16 protein-coding genes are annotated in these 25,980 nt (G+C 70.8%); 3 read left to right on the forward strand and 13 right to left on the reverse strand.

What is annotated here, in order from left to right:
- Positions 1–144: 144 nt before the first annotated feature.
- From ACFQ2D_RS12030 to ACFQ2D_RS12045, 4 genes are all read right to left on the reverse strand, one after another.
- Positions 145–675: a DUF2726 domain-containing protein gene (locus ACFQ2D_RS12030; protein WP_280943849.1), complete on the reverse strand. Its 531-nt coding sequence runs from the start codon at positions 673–675 to the stop codon at positions 145–147.
- A 295-nt stretch (positions 676–970) separates the two neighbouring features.
- On the reverse strand, positions 971–2,281 hold the full coding sequence (locus ACFQ2D_RS12035) for a GntT/GntP/DsdX family permease (RefSeq protein WP_280943850.1): 1,311 nt from the start codon (positions 2,279–2,281) through the stop codon (positions 971–973).
- Positions 2,282–2,331: 50 nt separating this feature from the next.
- The gene (locus tag ACFQ2D_RS12040; RefSeq protein WP_280943851.1) at positions 2,332–4,320 is read right to left on the reverse strand and encodes a YjhG/YagF family D-xylonate dehydratase; all 1,989 of its coding nucleotides are present in this window, start codon (positions 4,318–4,320) and stop codon (positions 2,332–2,334) included.
- 91 nt (positions 4,321–4,411) lie between these two features.
- Positions 4,412–5,230 (reverse strand): fumarylacetoacetate hydrolase family protein, encoded by an 819-nt coding sequence (locus ACFQ2D_RS12045; RefSeq protein ID WP_280943852.1) that lies wholly within the window; start codon positions 5,228–5,230, stop codon positions 4,412–4,414.
- 248 nt (positions 5,231–5,478) lie between these two features.
- On the opposite strand from ACFQ2D_RS12045, the gene ACFQ2D_RS12050 reads away from it, so the two are divergent.
- The gene (locus ACFQ2D_RS12050) at positions 5,479–6,588 is read left to right on the forward strand and encodes an SMP-30/gluconolactonase/LRE family protein (RefSeq protein WP_342457143.1); all 1,110 of its coding nucleotides are present in this window, start codon (positions 5,479–5,481) and stop codon (positions 6,586–6,588) included.
- Here ACFQ2D_RS12050 and ACFQ2D_RS12055 read toward each other — a convergent pair.
- The 6 genes from ACFQ2D_RS12055 to ACFQ2D_RS12080 form a co-directional block, all read right to left on the reverse strand.
- Positions 6,579–8,096 (reverse strand): mannitol dehydrogenase family protein, encoded by a 1,518-nt coding sequence (locus tag ACFQ2D_RS12055; protein WP_386795667.1) that lies wholly within the window; start codon positions 8,094–8,096, stop codon positions 6,579–6,581. The two genes, ACFQ2D_RS12050 and ACFQ2D_RS12055, sit on opposite strands and share 10 nt — an antisense overlap.
- Positions 8,093–10,837 carry a glycoside hydrolase family 3 protein gene (locus tag ACFQ2D_RS12060; RefSeq protein ID WP_280943853.1) on the reverse strand — a complete coding sequence of 915 codons (2,745 nt, stop codon included), beginning with the start codon at positions 10,835–10,837 and terminating at the stop codon, positions 8,093–8,095. Before ACFQ2D_RS12060 ends, ACFQ2D_RS12055 begins: the two co-directional genes overlap by 4 nt.
- Before the next feature lie 23 nt (positions 10,838–10,860).
- Positions 10,861–12,567, reverse strand: a complete 1,707-nt coding sequence (locus ACFQ2D_RS12065; RefSeq protein WP_386795693.1) for a glycoside hydrolase family 43 protein — start codon at positions 12,565–12,567, stop codon at positions 10,861–10,863.
- Positions 12,568–12,659: 92 nt separating this feature from the next.
- Entirely contained in the window at positions 12,660–13,916 is a 1,257-nt protein-coding gene (manD, locus tag ACFQ2D_RS12070) for a D-mannonate dehydratase ManD (RefSeq protein ID WP_280943855.1), read from the reverse strand.
- The gene (locus tag ACFQ2D_RS12075) at positions 13,913–15,907 is read right to left on the reverse strand and encodes a sialate O-acetylesterase (protein WP_280943856.1); all 1,995 of its coding nucleotides are present in this window, start codon (positions 15,905–15,907) and stop codon (positions 13,913–13,915) included. Before ACFQ2D_RS12075 ends, manD begins: the two co-directional genes overlap by 4 nt.
- Complete coding sequence (locus ACFQ2D_RS12080; RefSeq protein WP_280943857.1) at positions 15,904–18,120, reverse strand: alpha-glucuronidase family glycosyl hydrolase; 2,217 nt, start codon at positions 18,118–18,120, stop codon at positions 15,904–15,906. Before ACFQ2D_RS12080 ends, ACFQ2D_RS12075 begins: the two co-directional genes overlap by 4 nt.
- 152 nt (positions 18,121–18,272) lie before the next feature.
- Here ACFQ2D_RS12080 and ACFQ2D_RS12085 point away from each other — a divergent pair, with 152 nt between their 5' ends.
- The gene (locus tag ACFQ2D_RS12085; protein WP_386795668.1) at positions 18,273–19,292 is read left to right on the forward strand and encodes a LacI family DNA-binding transcriptional regulator; all 1,020 of its coding nucleotides are present in this window, start codon (positions 18,273–18,275) and stop codon (positions 19,290–19,292) included.
- A 102-nt stretch (positions 19,293–19,394) separates the two neighbouring features.
- Here ACFQ2D_RS12085 and xylA read toward each other — a convergent pair whose 3' ends face one another.
- The 3 genes from xylA to cho form a co-directional block, all read right to left on the reverse strand.
- Positions 19,395–20,726: a xylose isomerase gene (gene xylA / locus ACFQ2D_RS12090; protein ID WP_280943859.1), complete on the reverse strand. Its 1,332-nt coding sequence runs from the start codon at positions 20,724–20,726 to the stop codon at positions 19,395–19,397.
- Positions 20,727–20,765: 39 nt separating this feature from the next.
- Positions 20,766–22,262: a xylulokinase gene (gene xylB / locus ACFQ2D_RS12095; protein ID WP_280943860.1), complete on the reverse strand. Its 1,497-nt coding sequence runs from the start codon at positions 22,260–22,262 to the stop codon at positions 20,766–20,768.
- A 287-nt stretch (positions 22,263–22,549) separates the two neighbouring features.
- Positions 22,550–23,407, reverse strand: coding sequence for an excinuclease Cho (cho, locus tag ACFQ2D_RS12100; RefSeq protein WP_280943861.1), 858 nt, complete (start codon positions 23,405–23,407; stop codon positions 22,550–22,552).
- A 116-nt stretch (positions 23,408–23,523) separates the two neighbouring features.
- Between cho and parC the strand changes: the two genes are divergently transcribed.
- On the forward strand, positions 23,524–25,767 hold the full coding sequence (gene parC / locus ACFQ2D_RS12105) for a DNA topoisomerase IV subunit A (protein WP_280943862.1): 2,244 nt from the start codon (positions 23,524–23,526) through the stop codon (positions 25,765–25,767).
- Positions 25,768–25,980: the final 213 nt, after the last annotated feature.

The raw sequence follows: 25,980 nt of genomic DNA on the forward strand, positions 1-25,980 counted from the left end.
GTAGTGAGGAACACGCGGTAGTCAGAAGGCAGAGCGGCGCCAAGAACTGACTCTAGCTTTCTTACCGCTTCGAAAGACATGGGTTGTGATGCCTAACGCCTAAGTTAAGCCGCGCCGCGAAGCGGCGTCGGCTTGAATGAATTGTTAGGTGCCAACCCGGATAGCTGAGTGCGCGGGCTCTACCACTGCCAAGAACTGACTCCTCACGTCTTGGGACGAGTATGCGGCCTTGGCCGGAACTGTGAGAAACGGCAAGTTGATGGCACGGCACACATTGGCCAGCAGTTCGTCACGAGCCTGCGCCCGTTGGCTGGTGTGAGATTTGTCATTGAGCTCGACAGCGCAGACAACTGATAGGTCGCCGGAGCGGCATACAAGGAAGTCAAAGTGCTTGTAAGCGATGCGATTGAGCGCGCCTTGCCGGGCAGAGTTGCCTAAGCCCGACTTGACCGCAGCTACGTCCGCTACCCGAACCTTGCCAAAGACGCGGTGCTCTTGGCCCACAGCCTGGTCAAGTACGCCAAGGAAAGAAAGCTCCGCAGCCGAGAAAAGCGGTTTGGCAGGTTGATACGGAAATCCGATCTTGCCGGAGCCGCCGCCTTGTTTGCTCTTGAGCGCAGCAAGGACGATGAAGACAACGAAGACGATAACAGCGAGCAAAACTAGCGATGACATGCGAAGTGCTCCCCTTGGCACCTAACACCTAGTAGACCCCGAATCAGGGGTGTAGCAAGAAGCATGTGGCTTCTCATGCTGCTCGTCAATCCGGAAATTTCCTCACGGAAACATGGACTTGGCTGATGCATCAGGTCGTCGTGGGGCCAGGATGACCGTCTGTTTTTGGGGAGCTAACTGATATCAGCCACCAAATGAGGTGATATCCGGCGCAATGATTTGCCCAACGGGTCAGCCTGCCCCCGCAAGGACAATCTGGCCGGCACCGGCCGATTCGCAAGCTTCTCCACGGCGCTCAGCCCACCAGCCTCTCCAGCAGCAACACTCCCCCCAGCCCGACGATGGAGATCGTCGTTTCCATCACCGTCCATGAGGCGAAGGTCTGCTTCATCGACAGGTTGAAGAACTCCTTGAACATCCAGAACGCGGAGTCGTTGACGTGCGAGCCGAACACGCTGCCTGCGCCGACCGCCAGCACCATCAGTTCCGGCGACGCTCCGGTGGACGCGATCAGCGGCGCGACGATGCCTGCGGCGGTGATCACCGCGACCGTGGCCGAGCCGATCATCACCCGCAGCAGGGCGGTTGCCAGCCAGGCGAAGATCAGCGGCGGCATCTGCCAGCTTTCGCTGAGGGCGGCGATCCGCGCGCCGACGCCGCTGTCGACCAGCACCTGTTTGAACACGCCGCCCGCGGTGATGATCAGCACGATCACGGCGATGCCCGCGATGGCGGCGTTGAGCCACTTCGTCTGGGTCTGCAGGTCCACGCCGCGCCGATGGCCCAGCCACCAGAAGGCCACCAGGCTGGCCAGCAGCAGCGCCACGGTGGGATTGCCGGCGAACAGCAGGACGGTGCGTGCCGGGCCTTCGGGCAGCAGCGCATCGGCAAGCACCGACAGGCTGATCAGCAGCACCGGCGAGAGCGCGATCAGGAACGAGCTGGCGTTGCCCGGCAACTCGCGCGGCCCGTCGCTGGACGCGAACAGGTCCAGCAGCGGCGGGTTGATCGCCTGCATGCGCCGGCCCAGCAACGGTCCGGCGACGACCACCGCGGGGATCGCCATCGCGATGCCGTAAAGCAGCGTGCGCCCCATGTCCGCGCCGAAGGCGTTGACCAGCACCACCGGCCCCGGATGCGGCGGCAGGAAGCAGTGGGTGGTGCTGAGCGAGGCGACCGTGGGAATGGCCAGGTACAGGATCGGCAGGCCGGTGCGGCGCGCCAGCGAGAAGATCAGCGGCACCAGGATGATGAAGCCGGCGTTGAAGTACAGCGGGATGCCGACCAGGAAGCCGGTGAGCAGCAGCGCCCACTGGATGTTGCGTTCGCCGAAGGCGGCGATGAGCGTGGTGGCGATGCGTTCGGCCGCCCCGCTCTCCTCCAGCACCTTGCCCAGGATCGCGCCCAGCACGATCACCAGCGCCAGCCCCGCCAGGGTGCTGCCCACGCCGGCGTCGATGGTCTTGAGCAGGTCCTGCGGCGACATGCCCAGCGCCAGGCCCATGCCGATCGCCACCAGCAGCAGCGACAGGAACGGACTGAGCCCGCGCGCCGTCAGGAAGATCTGCAGCGCGATCGCTGCCGCGATGACCAGGAACATCTCCATGCAATACGCCTCCTCGGCAGCTGGCGGGTTTGGAATACGGGCGGCGGGCGTCAACGCGCCGCCAGCGCGGCGCGCCCGGCCTTCAGCGTCTCCACGATGGCGTCCACGTCGTAGACGCAGCCGCCCCAGGTGCCGCCACCCACCTCCTGCAGCGCGGCCCACAGGCGGGTGTCGGCCGGCAGGCGCGCGTGCGCGGCCATCGCCGGATGCGGCTCGCGCGTCGCCAGCAGCGCCGCTGCGGCATCCGGATCGAGGGGGGTCTCCGGATCGGTGCCAACGAAATCGATCCGTCCCTCCAGCCGCGTCCGGTCGATCTGGATGCACACGATGTCGCCATCGCGCAGGCGGCCGATCGGACCGCCCGCCAGGGCTTCGGGGCCGACGTGGCCGATGCAGGCACCGGTCGAGACACCCGAGAAGCGCGCATCGGTGATCACAGCCACGTGCTTGCCCCAGGGCAGGTGCTTGAGCGCGGAGGTGAGCTGGTAGGTTTCCTCCATGCCGGTGCCGGCCGGGCCGCAGCCGGCGAGCACGACCACGTCGCCCGCCACCACCGCGTCCGGGCCCTTCGACTTGATCGCGCGGATCGCGTCGCGCTCGCTCGCGAACACGCGCGCGCGCCCGCTGTGGCGATAGACGTTGTCGGCACCGACCACCGAGGCGTCGATCGAGGTGGCCTTGATCACCGAGCCCTCGGGCGCGATGTTGCCGCGCGGGAACACCAGCGCGCTCGACATCCCGGCCGCACGCGCCGCCTCCGGCGCCATGATCACGTGCGCGGGATCGACGCCGTCGAGTTCGCGCAGGCGCTCGCGCGCGATGCGGCGCGCGTCGCTGCGCTCCCACCAGTCGAGGTTGTCGCCGAGGCTGCGCCCGGTCACGGTCGCCACATCCAGGTGCAGCAGGCCCATGTCGCGCAGGTGCAGCATCACCTCGGGCACGCCGCCGGCCATGAACACCTGCACCGTAGGATGGTGGCGCGGACCGTTGGGCAGCGCGTCCACCAGGCGCGGCGTGGCGCGGTTGGCGCGGATCCAGTCGTCCACCGTCGGCCGCGCGATGCCGGCGGCGTGCGCGATCGCCGGCACGTGCAGCAGCAGGTTGGTCGAGCCGCCGAACGCGGCGTGCACCAGCAGCGCGTTCTGGAAGGCCTCGCGCGTGAGGATGGCCGACAGCGCGGTGCCGTCGGCGGCCAGCTGCATCAGCGCCAGCGCCGAGCGGCGCGCGACATCCAGCCAGACCGGCTCGCCCGACGGCGCCAGCGCGCTGTGCGGCAGGGCCATGCCCAGCGCCTCTGCGATCACCTGCGAAGTCGCCGCAGTGCCCAGGAACTGGCAGCCGCCGCCGGGCGAGCCGCAGGCGCGGCAGCCCATCGCCGCGGCGTGCTCGAGGTCGATCAGCCCATGCGCGAAGCGCGCGCCGATGGTCTGCACGATGGCGGTGTCCTCGGCGCCGCGCGCCGGCAGGGTCACCCCGCCGGGCACCACTACGCCGGGCAGGTCGCTGCAGCCGGCCAGGGCCAGCATCATCGCCGGCAGGCCCTTGTCGCAGGTGGCCACGCCGAGCACGCCGCGGCGCGTGGGCAGCGAGCGCACCAGGCGCCGCATCACCATCGCCGCGTCGTTGCGGTACGGCAGGCTGTCGAACATGCCGGTGGTGCCCTGGGTGCGCCCGTCGCAGGGATCGCTGCAGGCCACGGCGAACGGCAGGCCGCCGGCCTGCGCGATGCGCTGGGCGGCCGCGCGCACCATCTGGTCGAGCTCCCAGTGGCCGGTGTGCAGGCCCAGCGCCACCGGACTGCCGTCCTCCGCGCGCAGCCCGCCCTGGGTGCTCAGGATCAGGTAGGGATCGCGCGCGACCTCCGCCGCGCGCCAGCCCATGCCCGCGTTCTGGGTCATGCCGAACAGATGGCCGCTGGGCGCCTCGCGCAAGGTGTCGGCATCGATCGGCAGGCGTCCGGGCGGACCTTCGCCGCTGGTGCGCGTGGCCAGCAGCGCGGAGCCGTCGCCGAGCAGGGTGTCGAGCGCGTGCGTGCTCATGGTCGTGTCCCCGTGGACGGTAGGAAGGCAGGCGCCCCGCCCTGCCCGGTCCGGATCGAGCGCAGCGGGTGGGCGCGGCCGCGGGACGCCCTCATTCGACCGGGTTCTCCAGCACCAGGCCGTCGATGTCGATGCGCACCACGTCGCCGCTGCGCAGGCTGAAGTCCTCGCCCGGCACGATGCCGGTGCCGGTGAACAGGAAGGCGCCGGCGGGCTGGCGCAGTTCGCGGAACAGCCAGGCGGCCAGTTCCTCCAGCCCGCGCTTGATCTGCGAGGTGCGGGTCAGGCCGGCGAATACGCTGGCGCCGCCGCGCAGGATCTCCAGCGCGATCGGCAGGTCGCGCATGGTGTCGGCGCTGCACAGGCGGATGCCCGGACCGATCGCGCAGGCGCCGTCGTAGACCTTGGCCTGCGGCAGGTACAGCGGGTTCTCGCCCTCGATGCTGCGCGAGGACACGTCGTTGCCGGTGGTGTAGCCGACGATGCGTCCGCCCGAATCGAGCACCAGCACCAGTTCCGGTTCGGGCACGTTCCAGCCGCTGTCGGCGCGGATGCGGATCGGCTGCCCGCTGCCGCGCGCGCGCCAGCCGGTAGCCTTGAAGAACAACTCCGGACGCTCGGCGGCATACACCTTCTGGTAGACGTCGGCGCTCTGCGACTCGGCCTCGCGCGCCATGCGGCTGCTGAGGTAGGTCACGCCGCTGGCCCAGAGTTCCTGCGCATCGTCGATGGGTGGCAGCAGCGGGGCATCGGCCGCGGCGCCGGGCGCCACGGCCTCGAGTGCGTCCGCGGCCGCGGACGGCGACAGCGTGAGCCACTGCGACAGGGTGAACCCGGCGGGAAGGTAGCGGCCGTTGAGTGCCCAGCGCGGACCGTCCGCGGTGGCGTGGCGGGTCAGCAGGTCGTGCATCGGTGCGTGCTCCATGCGGGACGGCGGGGAATCGTTGTTTGCGCATGCTTGCAAGGGTGCCGGGCGGCGCGCGCGCGCCACGGTTGCGCCTGCAACGGCGGCGCACCGGCGCCATGCGCACGGCTATGATGCGGAGGCAGCGCATGCCGGATCCCGGCATCGCACGCAGCCTGCGGCAGGCCTGTCGCGGGCATGCGGTCCGGACGCCGCGTCCGGCCCCTTCCGCCACTTCCAGACAGGACATGCCGATGCGAATGCTTCCCTCGCTGCTGACCGCCGCGCTCGCCGTCGCCCTCGCGGGCTGCTCGGACGGACGCGACGCCGCGACCGCCGCGACCACCGCCCCGCAGGACGCGACCGCGCCCGCGGACGCGGCCGACACCGGCGCGACCGCCGCGGCCGCTTTCGAGACGGTCGGGCGCGTGACGTCGTACGACGCGGCCTTCGCCGACGTGGTCGACGCCGACGCGCGCATCGAGAAGCTGACCGGGGACGAGTTCACCTGGTCGGAAGGCCCGGCCTGGATCCGCGACGGCGGCTACCTGCTGTTCAACGATCCCCCGGAAAACCGGATGTACCGCTGGTCGCAGGCCGACGGCCTGTCGCTCTTCCTCGAGCCCTCCGGCTATGCCGGTCCGCCGCTGGACACGCTGCGCGAGGGCGGCGCCAATGGCCTGTTCGCCGAGGCCGACGGCAGCGTGCTGCTGGCCGACTCGGGCAACCGGCTGGTCGCCCGCTTCAATCCGGCCGACAAGTCGCGGGTCGCGCTGGTCGAAACCTTCCAGGACAAGCGCTTCAGCAGCCCCAACGACGTGGTCGCGCGCGGCGACGGCACGGTGTTCTTCACCGATCCGCCCTACGGGCTGAAGGACGGCGACGAGTCGCCGGCCAAGGAGCAGCCGGTCAACGGCATCTACCGGCTCGATGCCGACGGCAGCGTGCACCTGCTGGACGATTCGCTCAGCCGCCCCAACGGCATCGCCTTCTCGCCCGACGGCAACACGCTGTACGTGGCCAACTCCGACGACAAGCGACCGATCTGGATGGCCTACACGCTCGATGCGGCCGGCGGGATCGTCGACCGCCGCCAGTTCGCGGACGCCAGCGACCTGATGGGCGACGACGCGCCCGGCCTGCCCGACGGCATCGCGGTGTCCAGCGAAGGCCTGGTGTTCGCCACCGGCCCCGGCGGCGTGCTGGTGTTCGCTCCCGACGGCAAGCGCCTGGGCCGCATCGAGACCGGCAGCGCGGTGGCCAACTGCGCCTTCGGCGACGACGGGCGCACGCTGTACATGACATCGCACCGCTTCCTGGCCCGCGTGCCGCTGAAGGTGACGGGCCTGGGCTTTCAAGGCTGAGGCCCCTGCGCGGCGGCGAGGGCCAGGGCCACCGCCGCCGCGTCGCCCGGCGCGAGCGTGGCGTAGGCGCCGCGCAGCGCCTCGACGAAACGCGCGTCCCCGGCCAGCGCGCCGAACACCGGCTGCAGACGGAGGAATGTTTCGACGTCGTGTGCGGCATCGCCGGTAGCGCGGCGCCCGGCCTCCAGCAGTGGCGCCTGCAGCGGATCGACCAGCGCCTCGCCGCTGCGCGCCTGGCGCGCGACGAAATGCAGCCAGCCCGCCACCGGCAGGCACAGCCGGTCGATGTCGTGACCGGCCGCGAGCGCATCGGCGATGGTGCCGAGCAGGCGCACCGGGATCTTCTGCGAGCCGTCCCAGGCGATCTGCGACAGCAGGTGGCGGATGGCCGGATTGCGGAAGCGCGACAGGATCGCGTCCACGTAGGCCTGCGCATCGAAGCCGGCCGGCAGCGCCAGCGTCGGCACGATGTCCTCGCGCATCAGCCGCTCGACGAACCCGGCGAGCGCCGGATCGCGCATGGCGCGGGCCACGGTGTCGAGTCCGAGCAGCGAGCCGAGATAGGCCAGCGCCGAATGCGGCCCGTTGAGCAGGCGCAGCTTGGCGCGGTCGTAGCCGGCGATTTCGCCGCTGAAGACCACGCCCACGCGTTCCAGCGGCGGGCGGCCGTGGCGGAAATCGTCCTCGACCACCCACTGGCTGTAAGGCTCGCGCTGCACCGGCCAGGCGTCCGCGACGCCCAGCGCCGACGCGACGCGCGTGCGCAGCGCGTCGTCGGTGGCCGGGGTGATGCTGTCGACCATCGAACGCGGGAACGACACCTCGGACTCGATCCAGGCCGCCAGCCCGCGGTCGATGCGGCGCGCATAGTCGAGCACCGCGCGCCGCAGCCGTCCGCCGTTGTCGGCGAGGTTGTCGCAGCTCAGCACCGTGTACGGGGACAGCCTGCGCGCGCGCCGTTCGCGCAGGCCCGCGACCAGCCAGCCGATCGCGCTGATCGGCTGCTCGGGCGAGACCAGGTCGCGCGCGATGTCCGGATGCGCGGCGTCGAGGCCGTCGCCGGACAGGCAGTAGCCCTTCTCGGTGATGGTCAGCGTGACCAGTCGCACCTGCGGGTCGACCAGCCGCGCCATGACCGCCTTGCGCTGCTGCGGTGCGCACAGCACCTCGCGGATCGCGCCGACCACGCGCAGCCGCACCGTCTCTTCCAGCAGGGCGAGCGTGTACAGACCGTCCTGCGGCTGCAGCGCATCGCGCACCCCCGGGTTGTGCAGGGACACCGCGCAGATCGCCCAGTCGGGATCGATGGCCAGCAGGTCGTCGAAGTACGCCGCCTGGTGGGCGCGATGGAACGCGCCCGGGCCGAAGTGCACCACGCCGATGCGGGTGGCCGCACGCACGTAGACCGGGCGCCCGACCTGCGCCGGCAGCCCGGCGAGCGCCGCCTCGCCGAGGCGGGGGTGTCCCGCCTCCGCGCCCCTGCCCTGCGCCTGCGGCGCCTGGCTCACTGCGCCTCCACCTCGAACTGGCTGCCGATGCGCAGGTCGCCGCTGGACGCGCCGATCTCGACCGCGTAGCGGCCGGGATCGACCGCATAGCCGCGCGCTGCCTCGTCGTAATGGCGCAGGTCGCGCGAGGGAACGAAGGTGAAGCGCAGTTCGCGCGACTCGCCCGGCGCCAGGTGCACGCGCTGGAAGCCGCGCAGCTCGCGCACCGCGCGCTCGCGCCCGGGCGAGAGCGCCCGCAGGTAGAGCTGCACCACCTCGTCGCTGGCGCGCTGGCCGCTGTTGCGCACGGTCACGGTCGCGGTGATCGTGTCGTCGGCGGCCACGCGGTCGCGGTCCAGCCGCAGCCCGCTGTAGTCGAAGCTCGTGTACGACAGGCCATGCCCGAACGGATACAGCGGCTCGCCCCTGAAATAGCGATAGGTGCGACCGGCCATGGCGTAGTCGTCGAAGGCCGGCAGCTGCTCCTCCGCGCTGTAGAACGTCACCGGCAGGCGGCCGGCCGGGCTGACGTCGCCGAACAGCACGTCCGCCACCGCGCTGCCACCGCGCTGGCCCGGGTACCAGGCCACGAGGATGGCGGGCAGGTTGGCCTTGGCCCAGTCGATGCCCAGCGCCGAGCCGGTGGTCAGCACCAGCACGACCGGCTTGCCGGTCGCGTGCAGGGCCTCGAGCAGCTTCTGCTGGGTGGCGGGCAGGCGGATGTCGGTGCGGTCGCCACCGGCGAAGCCCGGGTAGTCGACCTTCATCTCCTCGCCTTCGACGTCGCCGGTCAGGCCGCCGACGAACACCACCGCATCGGCATCCCGCGCCGCCGCCAGGGCTTCCTCGAACGGCGGCTTCGCGCCGGGCAGGTCCCAGGCCAGCCGCACCGAGGCGTCGCGCTCGCCCTCGTAGTACTCCAGGCGGATGTCGTAGGCGCGGCCGCCTTCCAGGTCGAGTTCGACGCTGTCCGCGCGCAGGCGCTCGGCATCCTCCCAGTGGTCCAGGACGAGCTTGCCGTCCAGGTACAGGCGGAAGCCGTCGTTGGCGCCGGCCTCCAGCCGGTAGCGCCCGCTGACCGGCGGCAGCAGCTGGCCGCTCCAGCGGATGCTGAAGTTCTCGTTGGGCACCGCGTTGTCCGGGCCGGCCTCGCCGCGAGCCATCAGGTTGTCGGTGGGCGAACCGCGGTCCCAGCGGAAACCGATCTGCGCGTCCACGCGCACCAGCACGGGCTCGCCAGCGAGGTCTTTGTTGCGGAAGTACTCTCCGCGCAGGCCGCGCTCGTTCGAACCTGCCGCGGGCCGCAGGTACTGCGGTTCGATCAGCGGTGTCGCCCCCGGATCCTCGCGGCCCTCGACCAGGTCGGCCCCGCGCGCATACACCACATCGACCCCGGGCAACGCCTCGCGGATGCCGCGCAGCACGGTCACCGGGTCGGCGGGCGTGCCGTAGTAGTTGCCCAGCAGCGCCATGGTGTCGTCCGCGGTGGGACCGACCACGGCCAGGCGGCGGATGGCCTTCGACAGGGGCAGCACGCCGTCGTTCTTCAGCAGCACGATCGATTCCTGCGCCGCGCGTCGCGCCAGCGCGTCATGCGCGGGCGCCTGGTTGACCGAATACGGCACCTGCGCCCACGGCACCTGCCCGGCCGGATCGAGCATGCCCAGCTCCATGCGCGTGGTCATCAGCCGGGTGAGCGCGTCGTCCAGTTCGGCCTCGCCGATCAGTCCCTTGCGCACCGCCACCGGCAGGTGCTTCGCATACGTGCTGCCGCAGTTGAGCTCAGTGCCGTTCTTCACCGCCAGGGCCGCGGCCTCCTCGGGCGTGGCGACGATCTTGTGGTTCTCCCAGATGTCGACGATCGCCCAGCAGTCGGACATCACATAGCCCTTGAAGCCCCACTGGTCGCGCAGGATGTCGCGCAGCAGCAGCTTGCTGCCGCTGGCCGACTCGCCGTAGACGCGGTTGTAGGCGCCCATCACCGCCTTGACCTGGCCCTCGGTGACCAGCGATTCGAAGGCCGGCAGGTAGGTCTCCCACAGGTCGCGCGCGGTCGGATGCACGTCGAAGGTGTGGCGGTCGGCTTCCGGGCCGCTGTGCACGGCGAAGTGCTTGGCGGTGGCGTCGAGCTTGCGGTATCTGCCACCCTGCGATTCGGGCAGCAGCGAGCCGTCCGGCGCCACGCCCTGCAGGCCGCGCACGAAGGAGATGCCCATGCGCGCGGTCAGGTACGGATCCTCGCCGTAGGTCTCCTGGCCACGGCCCCAGCGCGGGTCGCGGAAGATGTTGATGTTCGGCGACCAGAAGGTCAGGCCCTGGTAGCGGCCGTGCTGGCCGTTGCGGAAGGCCTCGTGGTGCTTGGCACGAGCCTCGTCGCTGATGGTGCGCGAGATCTCGTCCATCAGCGGCACGTCGAAGGTGGCCGCCATGCCGATGGCCTGCGGGAACACCGTCGCCGCGCCGGCCCGGGCGACGCCGTGCAGGGCCTCGTTCCACCACTCGTACTCGGGCACGCCCAGCCGTTCGATGGCCGGCGAGTCGTTCTGCATCTGCGCCGCCTTCTCTTCCAGCGTCATGCGCGACACCAGGGCCGCGGCGCGCTCCTCGAAACTCTTCGAGGTGTCGAGCCAGGGTCGCCCGGCTTCCTGCGCCTGCGGCGCCAGGACCGGCAGCAGGGCCAGCAGGCCGGTCGCGCAGGCGCGGGCCAGGCGACGTCGGGACGCGACGCGCCGTGCCGCCGCGGATTCGTGCAGTGCTCGCATCTCGGTCTCCTTTCCAGGTCGTGTCATGGCGCGGCGCGCTCGTCGCGCGCGTGCGGGCCGAGCGTGGCGCCGACGAAACCGCCGGCCGCGTCGGTGCTGAGGATGGTGCCGTCGGCATCGCGCACCAGCCACTGCACGCCCTGCCCGTCGCCGGCATCGAAGCCGAAGCCGTAGACGCCCGCGTCGCCCTTGATGTGCAGCGTCAGCGCGTCGTTGGCGGCGGCGGCAGGCCGGCTGGCGACCACCTCGACCTCGGCGCCGGCCTTCTTCTCGAGGAACACCTCAACGCCCTTCCCGCCCCGGCGCACGCCGAGGAAGTACCAGTGGTCGTCGCCCTGGAAGGCGGCCAGGCCCGCGGCCACGCCTTCGCCCGGCAGTTCCATCGCCGCGCTGGCGTCGAAGTTCATGTGCTGCTGGCGGCGCGCGTAGAAGGCCATGTTGGTCTTGGCATCCAGCCGCTCCTTCAGCGGGGTGATCGCCAGCCAGCCGGGGCGCGAGCTGCCGTCGTACCACGGCGTCTTCGGCACGCGCGCGGTCATCCAGCCCTTGCCCAGTTCGACCGTGTCGAACTCGTCGCGCCAGGTGAAGTTGCCGGTCATCGGCGCCTGGTCGGCGGGCTTCTTCATGAAGGACGGCCCCGGCAGCGCATACGGGATCTTCTCGCCGCGCGGCAGGATCACCGGCCAGCCGTCCTTCCAGGTCACCGGCAGCAGGAAGGTCTCGCGCCCGGTGTTGTAGTGGTCCACGCCGTAGTTGCGGCTGGCCAGGAAGGTCGCCCACCAGCTTCCGTCCGGGCCCTGCACCATGTCGGCATGGCCGGCATTGGTGACCGGCAGCTCGCGCCCGGGGTCGAGGTCGCGCTGGGTCAGGATCGGGTTGTGCTCATAGGATTCGTACGGCCCCCACACATCGCGGCTGCGCAGGACCACCTGCGAATGCTGCGGGCCGGTGCCGCCCTCGGCGTCGCTGAGGTAGTACCAGCCGTCGACCTTGTAGATGTGCGGCCCTTCGATCCAGATCGGGTTTTCCTCGGGCTTGATGCCGCCGTCGATGAGCACCTTGCGCGGCCCGAACGGCTTGCCGCTGGCGATGTCGATCTCCTGCAGCCAGATCGCGCGGTGGCCGTCGTAGCGCACCGGCACCGCCGGCTCGTCGTTGTTGAGGATGTAGACCTTGCCGTCGTCGTCGAAGAACAGCGAGGGGTCGATGCCGCCGATGGTCGGCAGCCACACAGGATCGGACCAGGGGCCGGCCGGATCCGACGCGGTCACGAAGAAATTGCCGCCCGCGTCGACCGAGGTGTTGACGACGTAGAAGGTGCCGTTCTGGTACTCGATCGCCGGCGCGAACACGCCGCGCGACATGCCCAGGCCGTCGAAGTCCAGCTGTCCCGGACGATGGATCGCATTGCCCACCTGCTTCCAGTGCACCAGGTCCTCGCTCTCGAACACCGGGATACCCGGGAAGAAGGCGAAGGTCGAGGCCACCAGGTAGAACTTCCCGTTGGCCGCGGTGATGCTGGGATCGGAGTGGAAGCCGGCGAGCACCGGGTTGCGGTAGTGGCCCTCGGGCAGCGGCGCCTCGAAGGCGGCATCGCGGCCGGTGTACTCGAACCAGTCGAAGTGGACCGGCGCCGGTGCACCGGCCGCGGCGGCGGGTGCATCGCCGCTGGCGGCCTGCGCCTGCGCGGCGGGCTCCCCGCCGCAGGCGGCCAGCAGCAGCGCGGCGATGCCGCCTGCGAGGATGCGGGTGGCGTGGCGCCGGCGGGCGCTGCGTGCGTTGCGTACAGTCATCATCACTCCCCTATCGAATTGGTGCTTGCTTACCAGTCCCACATCGCGCCGTCTTCCAGGCGCGCGATCGGCAGCTGTTTCGGCGCGTACGGATACTTCGCCGCCAGCTGCTCGTCGATGTCGACGCCGATCCCGGGCGTGTCGCCCACGTGCAGGCGGCCATCGCGCAGCACGTAGTCGTGCGGGAACACCGCGTCGGTTTCGTCGGTGTGGAACATGTATTCCTGGATGCCGAAGTTCGGCACCCAGGTGTCGAAGTGCAGCGCCGCGCCCATCGTCACCGGCGACAGGTCGGTGGCGCCGTGGAAGCCGGTGCGCACCTGGTGCAGGGCGGCGAAGTCGGCGATGCGGCGCACGTGGGTGATGCCGCCGCCGTGGACGATGGTGGTGCGGATGTAGTCGATCAGCTGGTTCTCGATCAGGTGCTTGCAGTCCCAGATCGAATTGAACACCTCGCCTACCGCCAGCGCGGTGACCGAGTGCTTGCGGATCAGCTCGAACGACTTCTGGTTCTCGGCCGGGGTGGCGTCCTCCAGCCAGAACAGGCGGAACGGCTCGACCGACTTGGCCAGGCGCGCGGCCTCGATCGGGGTCAGGCGGTGGTGCACGTCGTGCAGCAGCTCCACGTCCGGGCCATGGTCGGCGCGCAGCTGTTCGAACAGCTTCGGCACCACGTCCAGGTAGCGCGGGGTGTTCCAGGTGGTCTCCAGCGGCAGCTCGCTCTCGGCCGGCTCGTAGCCCTTGGCGTTGGAGATGCCATAGGCCTTCTTGATGCCCGGCACGCCGCACTGCGCGCGCACCGCCAGGAAGCCCTGCTCGATGAACCTGCCGACCGCGTCGGAGGCCTCGGCGATGTCGCGGCCGTTGGCGTGGCCGTAGACCAGCGCGCCCTCGCGCGAGCGGCCGCCCAGCAGCCGGTACACCGGCAGGCCGGCCATCTTGCCGAGGATGTCCCACAGGGCCACGTCGACCGCGGCGATCGCGCTCATGGTCACCGGGCCGCGGCGCCAGTACGCGCCGCGGTACAGGAACTGCCAGATGTCCTCGATCCGGCCCGCATCGCGGCCGATCAGGTTCGGCACCACGTGGTCCTGCAGGTACGAGGCCACCGCCAGCTCGCGGCCGTTGAGCGTCGCGTCACCCAGGCCGTAGATGCCGGAGGCGGTGGTGATCTTCAGGGTGACGAAGTTGCGCCCCGGACAGGTGACGATGACCTTCGCGTCGATGATCTCGCGGTCGTTCTTCGAACCGTGGGGAGTGGTTTGCGCAGGGATCTGGCTGCTCATCGTGCGTGCTCGTCATTCGCCTGCGGCGCAAGCGGGAATTCGAACGGACCGGCGGGCATGCCGTCGGCGTCGTACAGGGTGCAGACCGGGCTGTCGGCCCAGCAGTAGCGGATGCGCGTCGCCTGCGCGGCGTTGGACGCCTGCAGGGCCACGCGGTTGCCGCGGATCTCGGCACGCGCGTACTGGCAGCTGCCGGCATCGGCGCCGCACAGCTCGAAACCGATCGGAGACTCGGCGCTGTACGCCACCAGCTCGCCGCCGACGTCGCCGAACTCGACCACCACGGCGTCGCCCTCGCGCGCGGCCGCGCGCGGCACCGGGCCGGACGGCGCGATGCGCTCCCCGTACACCGCGTGGCGCGCGGCCTGCGCCAGGCGCTTGCCGACCTGCTGCTTGTTGGCCGGATGGATGTCGTAGCGGTCGCCGATGTCGATCGCCACGGCCAGGCCGGAGCGGGCGTCCTCGGCCGCCACCAGCCGCTGGGCCTCGCGAACGCCGGCCCAGCCGCTCTCGGTGGGCCGGGTGGGGGCCGGGCCGAAGTTGGCCAGCTGCACCACGAGGAAGCCCAGGTCCTTGCCGAACTGGCGGCGCCAGTCGCTGCGCAGGGCGCGCAGCAGGTCGGCGTAACGCTCCGGCTCGCCGGTGTTGGACTCGCCCTGGTACCACAGCGCGCCCTTGAAGCCATGGCCGACGAGCGGCGCGATCATGCCGTTGTACAGGGTGGTCATGCCGGCGGCGCTCTGCCACGGCGCGCGCGGCGGCTCGGCGATGCCGGCCGGCGCGATGCGGTAGCTCCAGCGCGCATCCAGCTGCAGCCGGGTGCCATCGGCCAGGCGCACGGCGTGGGTGGAGGCGGGACCGGACAGGCCGCCTTCGCGGTAGGTATCCAGCACGTTCACCACCACGGTGTTCGTGCCTGCCTTCAGCAGGCCGGACGGCAGGCGGTATTCGCGGCCGCCCCCGGCGCCATAGGTGCTGCCCACGGCCTGGCCGTTGACCCAGGTCATGTCGACCTCGTCGGCCGGACCCAGCTCGAGCACGGCTTCCTGCGCGGCCTGCGCCGCGTCGAGGGCCAATGTGGTGCGGTACCAGACCATGCCGTTGTAGTCGGCCAGGGCCGGCACGCCCCAGTGCTCCCAGGCGCCCAGTTGCGGCGGTGCCGGGCTCCAGCCACTGCCCTCGCCCGTCCAGGGCTGGTCGGCGGCCTCGGCGCCGGCCTCGCGGCTCCACCAGGCCTGCCAGAACCTGCCCCACCGGCCCAGCCCGGCCAGTGCGTCCTCGGCGTAGGTATCCAGGACGGCAAGTTCGCCGTCGTACCAGGAAAGGGCCTTCAATCCTTCCGCACTGATCCAGGGCTGGATCTTCGCTCCACCCCAGGAGGCGTTGACCAGGCCCATGGGCACGTCGACGGTCTTCTGCAGCTCGCGGGCGAAGAAGTAACAGGCCGCGGAGAAATCACGGACCGATTCGGCATCGACCGGCTTCCATGCCACCGGCTGGGTGAACTCGCGCTGTGGTTCCACCTGGCCCACCTGCGGCACGGTCAGCAGGCGGATGCGCTCGTTGCCGGCGCTCGCCAGCTCCGCGCGCGCGTCCAGCGAACGCCACACCTGCAGCTCCATGTTCGACTGGCCCGAGCACAGCCACACGTCGCCGACCATCACGTCGGACACGCGCTGGCTGGCCTCGCCGGCCTTTGCAACCAGGGTGTAGGGACCGCCGGCCTCCAGCGCCGGCAGGCTCGCCTCCCACTGGCCGTCGGCGGCGGCGCGCACGCGGGCGCGCCTGCCGGCGATCTCCACGTTCACCTGCGCGCCCGGTTCGGCGCGGCCCCACACCTTCAGCGGCTGGTCGCGCTGGAGCACGGCGTGGTCCTGGAACAGCGAATGCAGCAGCGGCGTGGCCGCTGCGGCGGTGTCCTGGGCCTGCGCCAGCGGAGCCAGCGCAAGGCCGAGAGCTGCGGCGAGATGGATCAGCTTGCGTTGGCTCACTTGCCGTCTCCGGGGGCGAACGGGAACTGCAGGGACTTGTAGTACTCCACGTCGTGCGGCGGCTCGGCTTCGCCGGCCGGCAGCGGCCGCCTCGAGAAGGTCCCGAAGTAGGCGATGCTGGCGTCGCGCCACCACTGCGCCTCCTTCTCCTGGATGCCGAGGAACACCGAGACCTGGCGGTGGCGCTCCTGGTCGACCTTGTCTTCCAGCGTGGACCAGGTGCGGCGCATGCCGCGCACGTAGTCCACGCCGCGGCCGTAGCGGGTAACCAGCTCGTCCCACAGGCTGCGGCCGGAGGCCATGGGGTGGTCCCAGGGCACGTGGTGGAACCACAGCAGGAACTCTTCCGGCACGGTGTCGATGCTGCCGAACTGCCGGGCCACCGGCGGCGCGTACTGGGCCACGGCATTGCTGCCGGTGGCGCTGCGGTCGAAGCCGATGCCGCGCGCGTCGGCGCGGTGGTAGTAGACCGAGGTCCAGTCCGCGCGCGGACCGCCCTCGACCCACGGACCCGGGCCGTAATGGTGGCCACGGCCCATCAGGTGGTGCAGGCCCAGCGGGGTCATGTAGTCGACCACCGCCTGGTGCGAGCCCATCATCATCGACACCACCGGCTCGACCACGTCCGGGTCGGTGGAGAAGGTCATGCGCGTCCAGTCGCGGGCGATGGCCTCGGCGCTGGCGTGCGGGTCCCAGGCCATGCGGCCGTAGACGTACCAGTTGGCCTGGTCGAAGTGCGAGCCGCTCCAGTTGCGATCCACGCCGATGTTGGCCACGCCGGCCATGCCGGTCAGGGCATGGCCTTCCAGCGAGCCGTCGATGATCTTCGCCACGGTCGAGCCGGGGCCGCGCGCATGGGTGTCGGCGCGCAGCACTTCCTCGTACATCGGGCCCAGGTACACCAGGTGGGTGGCGAAACCGAGGTACTCCTTGGTGATCTGGAACTCCATCATCAGCGGCGTCTTCGGCATCGCGCCGAACAGCGGGTGGAACGGCTCGCGCGGCTGGAAGTCGATCGCGCCGTTCTTGACCTGCACCAGCACGTTGTCGGCGAACACGCCGTCGTGCGGCACGAACTCGGTATAGGCCTGCTTGGCGCGGTCGTCCGGCTCCTCGTGCGAATACACGAAGGCGCGCCACATCACCACGCCGCCATGCGGGGCCAATGCCTCGGCCATCATGTTGGCGCCGTCGGCGTGGCTGCGCCCGTAGTCCTGCGGACCGGGCTGCCCTTCCGAATTGGCCTTGACCAGGAAGCCGCCGAAGTCGGGGATCGTGCGGTAGATCTCGTCGATCTTGTCCTTCCACCACTGGCGCACGGCCGGATCGAGCGGATCGGCGGTCGGAAGGCCGCCGATCTCGATCGGCGCGCTGAAGCGTGCGCTGAGGTAGACCTTGATGCCGTACGGACGCATCACCGACGCCAGTGCCGCGGTCTTTTCGAGGTACAGCGGTGTCAACGCCTGGGCGCTGGTATTGACGTTGTTGAGCACGGTGCCGTTGATGCCGATCGAGGCATTGGCGCGGGCGTAGTCGGTGTAGCGCGGGTCCAGCCAGTCCGGCAGGCGGTGCCAGTCCCAGATCGATTCGCCGGCGTAGCCGCGCTCGACGTAGCGGTCGAGGTTGTCCCAGTGGTTGAGCACGCGCAGCTTGACCCGCGGCGATTCGCGGATGTCGAGCGCATCGACCGGCTGCCCGGTCTGCAGCAGGCGCAGCAGGTGGAACGCGCCGTAAAGCGCACCCGTGTCGGTGTTGGCCGCCACCACGGTGGCGGCACGCCCGCCGACGCGCGTGCTGCGGATCGCGAAGCCCTCCGCTCCCAATCCGTCGAGGTCGAGCTCCAGCGCCGCGATCGCCGGCAGCGAGGCCGGCGTGCCCACCAGCAAGGCACCGTCGCGGTCGGGCGCCTCGGCCGTTGAGGGCGCGGCGCCGAGCAGGCCGCCCAGCCCGCGCAGCAGTTCGTCGCGCGCGGCCCGCTGGGTGGGCGTGGACGCCGGCGCCACCAGCTGCGCGAAACGCGCGCGCTGGCCCTGCGCCGCCGCGTCGGCCAGCGGGCGGTAGCGCAGCCATAGCTCGTAGCCGTCCTCCGCCGCCGCCGGCAGGCTCGCCAGCGCGGCCGACAGGCACACCAGGACCGCCAGGGCGCCCCGCCAGGCGCGCCGCGCGCGCCCCACCGCCGCGGGATGTCGCCGGTGCCTGTCGGTGTGTACCATTCGATCCGCCCTCATGTTGGTCATGTCGGTCCGGCCCCCGGTGGCGCACCGGCCGGCAGCCGTGTCCCATGCAGGCAGCACAGCTCACGGCCGCGGCGCGGCAAGGGGATCGGGAATTGCAGAAGCCTAGGAAAGCCGCGCGTCGCAAGGGCATGGCGGTGACGCTGGACGAGGTCGCCGCCCTCGCCAAGGTGTCGCCGATGACGGTCTCGCGCGTGGTCAACGGCCACGGCAAGGTCCGCGAAGCCACCCGCGAGCGGGTCATGCGCGCCGTGCGCGAACTGGGCTACACGCCCAACCTGGCGGCCAGCGCCCTGGCCACCGCGCAGGACACGCGCGTGGCCATGATCTACACCAATCCCAGCTCGGCCTACCTGCGCGAACTGGTCGTCGGCGCGCTGCGCGGCGCCACCCGCACTGCGGCGCAGCTGGTCATCGACACCTGGGACACGCTCGGCCCCAGCGCGCAGCGCCAGGCCGCGCGTGCGCTCGCCAAGCGCGTGGCCGGCGTGATCCTGCCGCCGCCGCTGTGCGAGTCCAAGGGCATCGTGGCCGAGTTCCTCGAGGCCGACGTGCCGGTGGTCGCGATCGCCTCGGGCCGCTTCCACCACGACATCTCGTGCGTGCGCATCGACGACTTCCGCGCCAGCAAGGAAATCGCCACGCACCTGATCGCGGCCGGCCACCGCCGCATCGGCTACATCCGCGGCAACCCCAACCAGACCGCCAGCATCCGCCGCTTCGACGGCTTCCACGCCGCGCTCTCGGAAGCGGGCATCGAACTCGACGAAAGCCTGGTGGAAACCGGTTACTTCACCTACCGCTCGGGGCTGGAAGTCAGCGAGCGCCTGCTCGCCCACCCGCAGCCGCCCACCGCGATCTGCGCGGCCAACGACGACATGGCCGCGGCCGCGGTCTCGGTCGCCCATCGCCGCGGGCTGGACGTGCCGCGCGACCTGTCGATCGTCGGCTTCGACGACACCTCGGCGGCCACCACGGTCTGGCCTGAACTCACCACCATCCGCCAGCCCACCGCGGCCATGGCCGATTCGGCGGTCGACATCCTGCTGCGCAACATCCGCCGCAAGGACAAGAGCACGCGCACGGTCGTCGACCACGTGGTGCCCCACGAGCTGATCGAACGCGATTCGGTCGCGCCCCCCGCGCGCTGACGCCGCGGCCCGCGAACGGGCCGGGCGACAGGCGCCGGGTCGGCGCGGCGGCTCGGCGGGCACGGGCCTGTTGGCTCCCATGTCGACCGGCCGCCGTCCCGCTCAGCGCAGCAGGTACTGGTTGAGCAGGTTCTCGTAGCGTTCCTGCTTGCCGCTGATCTGCTCGGGTTCGCCGTTCTTCGCCGCCAGCGAGGCCAGGTCGGCGAGGCCCAGCTTGCCCGCCTCGAAGTCCGCGCCGGCGCCGCTGTCGAAACTGGCGTAGCGCTGCTTGCGCCAGCTTTCCCACGGCGAGTCGTTGAGCAGCGCGTGCGCCACCTCCAGGCCCTTGGCGAACGCGTCCATGCCGCCGATGTGGGCGATGAACAGGTCCTCCATGTCGGTGGACTCGCGGCGCGGCTTGGCGTCGAAGTTCAGGCCGCCGACCAGGCCGCCCTGGCGCAGCACCACCAGCATCGCGCCGACGGTGTCGTACAGGTCGGTCGGGAACTGGTCGGTGTCCCAGCCGTTCTGGGCATTGCCGCGGTTGGCGTCGATGCTGCCGAGCAGGCCGTGGTCGGACGCCACCTGCAGGTCGTGCTCGAAGGTGTGGCCCGACAGCGTGGCGTGGTTGGCCTCGATGTTGAGCGAGAAGTCCTTCTCCAGCCCGTGTTCCTTGAGGAAGCCGGCGACGGTGGCGCTGTCGAAGTCGTACTGGTGCTTCATCGGCTCCATCGGCTTGGGCTCGATGAAGAACTGGCCCTTGAAACCGATGCTGCGGCCGTAGTCGCGGGCCGCGGTGAGGAAGCGGGCGAAGTGCGCCAGCTCGCGCTTCATGTCGGTGTTGTGCAGCGAGGCGTAGCCTTCGCGGCCGCCCCAGAACACGTAGTGCTCGCCGCCCAGTTCGACCACCGACTCGAGCACCGCCTTGACCTGCACGGCGGCGCGCGCCACGACATTGAAATCGGGGTTGGTCGACGCGCCGTTCATGTAGCGCGGGTGCGAGAACAGGTTGGCCGTGCCCCACAGCAGCTTCAGGCCGGTCGCCTGCTGGCGCTCCTTGGCCAGGCCGACCAGGTGGCGCAGGTTCTTCTCGTAGGTGGCGATGTCGTCGGCGTCCGGCGCCAGGTCGACGTCGTGGAAGCACCAGTACGGCACGCCGAGCTTGGTGAAGAACTCGAACGCCGCGTCGACCTTGGCCTCGGCGGTGGCCATGGCATCGCCCTGCTCCCAGGGGAAGCGGCGCGTGCCCGGGCCGAACGGGTCGGCGCCGGCATTGCAGAAGGTGTGCCAGTAGCAAACCGCGAAGCGCAGGTGCTCGCGCATGGTCTTGCCGCCGATCTTTTTCTCGGCGTCGTAGACCTTGAACGCCAGCGGGTTGTCAGAACCCGGGCCTTCGAAGGGGATCGTGCCGATGCCGGAGAAGTACTCCTTCGCGCCGATGAATGACTTGCTCATGTGGATATCCGTGTGCGTGGCGTGGTGGGGAACGAGCGGTCAGTCTGCGTAGAGCGGCCGGATCGCATCGAGGTGGGAAAGGAAGTGGCGGTATTGCGCCGCATAGGCGGCGGTGGCACCGGAATGCGGCTGCGCCGCCAGGCGCGGGTCGAGGCGGACGTGCGAGGCCGCCAGTGCGCTGAGGTCGCTGTCGCCGGCGCCCGCGGCGCGGCGCACCGCCCACAGCGCCTGCAGCGCGGCACCGAACGCGGCGCCCTCGGACTGCTCGGGCACGTCCACGGGCAGGCCGAACATGTCGGCCGCCATCTGCCGCCACACCGCGCTCTGGCTGCCGCCGCCGGTCAGGCGGATGGCCTCGAAGCGCAAGCCGGCATCGACCAGGGCTTCGTAGCCGTTCATCAGGCTGTAGAGCGCGCCTTCCATCGCCGCCCGGTACAGGTTGGCGGGGGTGAGGTTGGTCGCGGTCATGCCGAACAGGTTGCCGCGCCCGTGCGGCAGGTCGGGCGTGCGCTCGCCGTTGAGGAAGGGCAGCATCAACAGCCCGTCGGCGCCGGGCGAGGTGCCCGCCAGCAGCGCATCGCCGTCGCGCGAGGAGAAGCCGCACAGCCGCGCCACCGCCTCGGTGGCAACGGTGCAGTTCATGGTGCAGATCAGCGGCAGCCAGCCGCCGGTGGAATCGCAGAACGCGGCCCAGCGGCCTTGCGGATCCACCGCCGGCTCGCCCGCATAGGTGAACAGCGTGCCGGAGGTGCCCAGGCTCATGCTCAGCACGCCCGGCACGACGTTGCCGGTGCCGATCGCGGCCATCATGTTGTCGCCGCCGCCGGCGGAGACCTGCGCCGAGCGCGGCAGGCCCAGTTCGTCGGCCAGCGCGGCGCGGATCGGCACCAGGGTGTCGGCGGCCAGCAGCGGCGGCAGGCAGGCGCGCAGGTCGCGGTCGGGATCGGTGGCGGCCAGCAGTTCGGGCGACCAGTCGCGGCGGCGCACGTCCAGCCAGCCGGTGCCCGAGGCGTCGCCGTGCTCCATCCACAGCTCGCCCGTCAGCCAGTAGTTGATGTAGTCGTGCGGCAGCAGGATCGTCGCCAGGCGGGCATAGGCCTGCGAGCGGTGCTTGCGGGTCCACGGCAGCTTGGAGGCGGTGTAGCCGGCCAGGATCGGGTTGCCCGCCAGCTCGATGCAGCGCGCGGCGCCGCCGGCGGCCTCCATGATCTCGTCGCACTCGTCGCTGGTGCTGGTGTCGCACCACAGCTTGGCCGGCGCCAGCACGTTGCCGTCGCGGTCCAGCGGCACGAAGCCGTGCTGCTGGCCGGACACGCCGACCGCTTCGATCCGGCCGCGCAGCGCCGGGTCGATCCGCGCGAAACAGGCGCGCACCGTATCCACCCACCAGTCGGCCCGCTGCTCGCGGCTGCCGTCGTCGCCGGCCGCCAGGTCCAGCGGCTGCCCGGCACTGGCCACGATCCCGCGCTGCTCGGGGTCATAGACCACGAGCTTCACGCTCTGCGTGCCCACATCCAGTCCAGCAAACAGCCCCATCGAGGATCCCCAGAAAGTTAGCGCTACCACAACGCGGATACGGCTGCCCCGAAGCGATCGAGGTCGCAACGGCGCCCCGTCCCGGCGTGCGCGTGCACGGACTCTACACACCTGCCGGGCAAAAGCCTTGCTGCACTGCGGAACCCCGGCCGGCAAGCCGGGCACCAGCGGGTTAGCGTTAACATTTTATTTGCGATTGGAGCCCGCCGCCGGTCCCTCCTGGCGGGATTCGTGCGTCCGGTCACAGGTCGAGGCGGCCGGAACGGGTACCCGCTGCCGGGGTCCGCTCAGAGCAGCAGGATCCGGTGCTGCCCCGCCATCAGCGGCCCGCTCAGGATCCGGTAGCCGTCGTTGTCGAACCCCGGCGCCGGCGCCTCCGCCACCAGTCGCCGCGCCTCCGCCCGGGTCCGGGCGCTGCCGAGGTAGTGCCAGTCCCGGACGACGTGGATCTGGCTCATGTCCAGCCCCTCCTCGACGATGCCGACCGCGCCGGCATAGGGCCAGGCCACCACTTGGCGCTCCTGTAGCGCCGCCTCGAGCCGGGCTTCGTGCTCGGCCAGCGGCTCGCGCCCCGCGCAGGCGCCGGTACAGCGGTCGAGCGCGGCGCGGAAGCAGGGCCGCCCGGCAGGCAGCCGCTCGATGCCCAGCAGCCCGTAGCACAGCCGGTTGTCGTCGGCGATCGCGCGCAGCGCCTGCAGCGCGGCCGCACGGCTGGAGTACAGGCCGTACAGGCGCTGCGCCGAGGCGAAGGGCAGGCCGGCCGAATGCACCACTTCCGGCCGCCCGCGCAGCAGCCGGATCGAATACAGCTCCCGGCGCCGGCGCAGCAGCTTGTTGTGCACCGGCTGGCGCAGCTTGATCTGCTGCGCTTCAAGCAGCTGCGCGCCCAGGTCGCCGGCGGTACGGGTGAATTCGATGCGTCGCGTCTGCCGCAGCAGGCGCGCCTCCTCGGGCGTGCGCATGTGGTCCATCACCCGGTGGCGGATGTCCACGCTCTTGCCGATGTACAGCGGCACCGGGCCGCTCTCGCCGAGGAACACGTAGACGCCCGGCGCCCGCGGCAGCGACGCGATCTGGGGGCGCAGGTGCTCGGGATAGGCGTAATGGGCGGCCTCGGTGCGGCGCGCCGGCAGGGGAACGTACATGGCGGGATGCGGTGGGGCGGGAGCCGGATGCTGGCGCGCGCCCATCTCAAGCGGCGAGACGGCGGCCGGCTTCCATGGCCGGGTAGAATTCTCCGGTTCCCTCCTGCAGTTTTCAAATGACCGACGTCCGCCCCGTCTTCCACGGCTTCGAGCAGATCCCGCTGCGCGAGTACGCCGAGCGCGCCTACCTCGACTACTCGATGTACGTGGTGCTCGACCGCGCCCTGCCCTTCATCGGCGACGGCCTCAAGCCGGTGCAGCGCCGCATCATCTACGCGATGAGCGAGCTCGGCCTGTCGGCGACCGCAAAGCCCAAGAAGTCGGCGCGCACCATCGGCGACGTGATCGGCAAGTTCCATCCGCACGGCGACAGCGCCTGCTACGAGGCGATGGTGCTGATGGCGCAGCCGTTCTCCTACCGCTACCCGCTGGTCGACGGCCAGGGCAACTTCGGTTCCTCCGACGATCCCAAGTCGTTCGCGGCGATGCGCTATACCGAGTCGCGCCTGACCCCGCTGGCCGAGGTGCTGCTGGGCGAGCTCGGCCACGGCACCGCCGACTGGGTGCCCAACTTCGACGGCACCCTGGAGGAGCCGAGCTGGCTGCCGGCGCGGCTGCCGCACCTGCTGCTCAACGGCACCACCGGCATCGCGGTGGGCATGGCCACCGACGTGCCGCCGCACAACGTCAACGAGGTGGTCAGCGCCTGCGTGCGCCTGCTCGACGACCCCGACGCCACCGTCGCCGACCTGTGCGAGCACGTGCGCGGACCGGACTATCCGACCAGCGCCGAGATCATCACCCCCGCCGCCGACCTGCGCGCGATGTACGAAACCGGCAACGGCAGCGTGCGCGCCCGCGCCACCTACACGCGCGAAGCCGCCAACATCATCGTCACCGCCCTGCCCTACCAGGTCTCGCCGTCCAAGGTGATCGAGCAGATCGCCGCGCAGATGCGGGCCAAGAAGCTGCCGTGGCTGGAGGACATCCGCGACGAGTCCGACCACGCCAATCCGGTGCGCATCGCCCTGATCCCGCGTTCCAGCCGCGTGGACGTCGAGCAGCTGATGGGCCACCTGTTCGCCACCACGGACCTGGAGAAGAGCTACCGGGTCAACCTCAACGTGATCGGCCTGGACGGCCGCCCGCAGGTGAAGAACCTGCGGATGCTGCTGACCGAATGGCTGGCGTTCCGCACCGACACCGTCACCCGCCGCCTGCGCCACCGCCTGGACAAGGTCGAACGCCGCCTGCACCTGCTCGAAGGCCTGCTGGTCGCCTTCCTCAACCTCGACGAGGTGATCCGCATCATCCGCTCCGAGGACGAGCCGAAGCCGGCGCTGGTCGCGCGCTTCGCCCTGTCCGAAGAGCAGGCCGAGTACATCCTCGAGACCCGCCTGCGCCAGCTGGCGCGGCTGGAGGAAATGAAGATCCGCGGCGAGCAGGACGAACTGGCGAAGGAGCGCGAACGCATCCTCGCGACCCTCGACAGCAAGGCGAAGCTGAAGAAGCTGATCAAGGACGAACTGCTGGCCGATGCGAAGAAGCACGGCGATCCGCGGCGCTCGCCGCTGGTGGCCCGCGACGCCGCGCAGGCGCTGGACGAGACCGACCTGGTGCCGTCCGAGCCGGTCACCGTGGTGGTCAGCCAGAAGGGCTGGGTGCGCGCGGCCAAGGGCCATGACGTCGATGCCGCGGCCCTGTCCTATCGCGAGGGCGACGCGCTGCTTGCCGCCGTGAAGGGACGCACGACCCAGCAGGTCGCCTTCCTCGACAGCAACGGACGCAGCTATTCGACCATCGCCCATTCGCTTCCCTCGGCGCGCGGCAACGGCGAGCCGCTGACCGGCCGCTTTTCGCCGGCCGCGGGCGCGTCCTTCGTCGCGCTGGCCAGCGGCGGCAACGACGAGCGTTTCGTGCTGGCGTCCTCGCACGGCTACGGCTTCGTCACCCGCTTCGAGAACCTGACCGGGCGCAACAAGGCCGGCAAGGCCATGCTCTCGCTGTCCGACGGCGCCAAGGTGCTGCAGCCCGCACCGGTGGCGGGCGTCGAGACCGACCGCATCGTCGCCGTCACCAGCGCCGGGCACCTGCTGGCGTTCCCGGTTGCCGAACTGCCGGAGCTCGACAAGGGCAAGGGCAACAAGCTGATCGAGATCCCCAAGGCCAAGCGCGGCACCGAGCGCGTGGTCGCGGTGGCCGTCGTGCCGCCCGGCGGCACCCTGGTGGTCCAGTCCGGCGCGCGCACGATGAGCCTGTCGTTCAAGGACCTCGGCGATTACCTGGGGACGCGCGGTTCGCGTGGTGGACTGCTGCCCCGCGGGTGGCAGAAGGTCGATGGACTGCAGGTCGACGCCTGAGGGGCCTGGCGCGCGGGGTCGTGCCCGCATTGCCTCGCGGCGCGGCAGCGGGTCGATGGACTGCGAGGCGACGCCCGAGGATTCCCGCGCGCGGCGGCGCGACTGGCGAGGGCGCGCCTGCACTCCCTCGCGGCGCGGCAGCAGGTCGACGGATCGCACATCGACGGCTGGGCGCCACGGCGCGCGCGGGCGGACGACGGCCACCACGACGCG

Origin of the sequence: Luteimonas composti, from assembly GCF_042678665.1 — a bacterium.
GTDB lineage: Bacteria > Pseudomonadota > Gammaproteobacteria > Xanthomonadales > Xanthomonadaceae > Luteimonas > Luteimonas composti.